We start from the raw sequence: 245 nt of genomic DNA, 5'->3' as shown, positions 1-245 counted from the left end.
ACGCGACAGACTACGGTGACTTTACCCGTGCCAAACGCGGCACTGGCGGAGACCCGGCCAATCGTTTTCTGGATCACGGCAATTATCTGGCTTACGGACTGGGCGCCACTGCGACCTGGGTGCTTGGCCTGCCGCATGGCCTGTCAATACTGCACGGCAAAACCCGGCGAGGCGGCCTAGTGTTTGATGTGGCGGATCTGGTCAAGGACGCAACTATCCTCCCGCAAGCCTTCATCTCTGCGATG

The 245-nt window shown here is 60.0% G+C and carries 1 protein-coding gene; it reads left to right on the top strand.

The annotated features are described in order from the left end of the window. Positions 1 to 245, top strand: a 245-nt coding sequence (cas1f, locus tag KMS84_RS44820; RefSeq protein ID WP_256921659.1) for a type I-F CRISPR-associated endonuclease Cas1f, incomplete at both ends; no start/stop codon positions are given.

Origin of the sequence: Streptomyces hilarionis (assembly GCF_024539675.1) — a bacterium.
Lineage (GTDB): Bacteria > Actinomycetota > Actinomycetes > Streptomycetales > Streptomycetaceae > Streptomyces > Streptomyces hilarionis.
The sequence above is the reverse complement of the archived record's forward strand: the minus strand, read 5'-3'. Positions and strand labels throughout refer to the sequence as shown.